This is a genomic window from Anoxybacillus pushchinoensis, from assembly GCF_900111795.1.
Classification (GTDB): Bacteria; Bacillota; Bacilli; order Bacillales; family Anoxybacillaceae; genus Anoxybacillus; species Anoxybacillus pushchinoensis.
In genome coordinates this window covers 1-1,369 of the sequence record NZ_FOJQ01000110.1, presented here as the reverse complement: position 1 = coordinate 1,369, position 1,369 = coordinate 1, and the positions used below count along the sequence as shown (strand labels likewise).

Here is a 1,369-nt window from a genome sequence, read left to right as displayed (position 1 = left end):
TCTGTTTTAAACATAAAAAGGGAATGGTGGATCACGCATCCATAAAACCAGCAAAAAAGTCAAAGTCGATGTCAATCCATCACGGATTCAGGTTTAAAGAGATTATACCACAAAATTCATTTAATTTAATCAATATATCGCTAATTTCCTATGAAAATGAATTATTTCCTTCAAAAAATCCAAAAATACGTTGTTTATTCGCAAATCGCTTCAATTTAAAAGAGCACCCGAATAAATGAATGCTTTAAACCTCTACTTCTACATTGCGACTTCGACAGGTGACTGGAACCCTATCCCATTTCCATGAAGAATTTTTGTAAACGTTCCGCAGCCATTCGATATGCCTTTTCTCTATCATGAGGGCCTATCGCAATTATTTCCATTCTTATCGGTTGTCCTTCAACCGGACGATAAATTCGGGGCGTGACAGGCACCGTGCCAACAAATGATGCCTATTCCTCAAGTACCTTGTTTAGCTTTTTATCAAAAGTATATACCTGGTATCCCTTCACTTTATTATAGGCGCATAAAAGGGTATCGACAAAGTCCAGCCGTCTTTTTCCAAACAGAATGAGCGCTTCTTCTAATATTTCAATATCATTCACGTCGATATTATCGTATTTAAACAGTTCTAAAAGAGTATCGCATATCTCGTCATTTTTTACTCTGTACACTTTTTCAAGAACATAAACGACCTCAACTACTACCTCATTCGGCAATAACACTTTGTTATTTTCAATAATCGTTGCGGCTTTCGCTGATAAATCATCATGATCATTAAGCAGATATCTTAGGATAATGTTTGCATCAACGATTTTCATATTTATCCACCACGGCTTTAGACCAAGCATCGCTTTCTTGAGCTCGCAAAACCTCGTTTTTATATTTTGACAGAGCTCCCCTCAAGCTCTTTTTTTCCACTTGTTCTACATCTTCTTTATCTGTATAGGGAAGGATAATGACTTCTACTTTCCTATTTTTTAATCCTTTAGGTATGTCTATGAATTTTTCCAAATCATTGCTGTTTTTTATTACTCTCACAAAATCCATACCTTTCCGCTCCTTTCAATATAAAATGGAACTTCTTAAACATATTATACCATTTAACTGTACACTATAACATGAAAATTCACTTTGTTTCATGTATTTTTTTACCAATATTTAATTGACGTGTCGACTTCCCGCTTAAACCCATTCGACATACATGAGCGCTTCCAACAACAGCGGATTCGGCAGCTTCTTCACATATTTGGCAGGAATAAGCAACTCGTCTATTTCATCATGGTAAAACTCATATGCTTCATCATCTTTGGCGAGGAGACTCCGACTTCTAAGCGAGAGCGAAAGTCGGGGAGGAATCGCCCTTCCT

General features: G+C 36.7%; 3 protein-coding genes and 1 pseudogene. 1 reads left to right on the top strand and 3 read right to left on the bottom strand.

Going from position 1 to position 1,369, the window contains the following annotated elements:
• Nucleotides 1–239: hypothetical protein (locus tag BM213_RS14835; protein WP_208601933.1), on the top strand; the 239-nt coding region annotated here is incomplete at its 5' end.
• Nucleotides 240–452: 213 nt separating this feature from the next.
• Here the strand turns inward: BM213_RS14835 and BM213_RS14350 are convergent.
• The 3 genes and pseudogenes from BM213_RS14350 to BM213_RS14340 form a co-directional block, all read right to left on the bottom strand.
• Nucleotides 453–821, bottom strand: a complete 369-nt coding sequence (locus tag BM213_RS14350) for a PIN domain-containing protein (RefSeq protein WP_244149320.1) — start codon at nucleotides 819–821, stop codon at nucleotides 453–455.
• Nucleotides 808–1,050 (bottom strand): hypothetical protein, encoded by a 243-nt coding sequence (locus tag BM213_RS14345; RefSeq protein ID WP_088223521.1) that lies wholly within the window; start codon nucleotides 1,048–1,050, stop codon nucleotides 808–810. The genes BM213_RS14350 and BM213_RS14345 overlap by 14 nt, the downstream gene beginning before the upstream one ends.
• Before the next feature lie 135 nt (nucleotides 1,051–1,185).
• Nucleotides 1,186–1,369: pseudogene (locus BM213_RS14340) on the bottom strand (hypothetical protein); the annotation flags it as partial.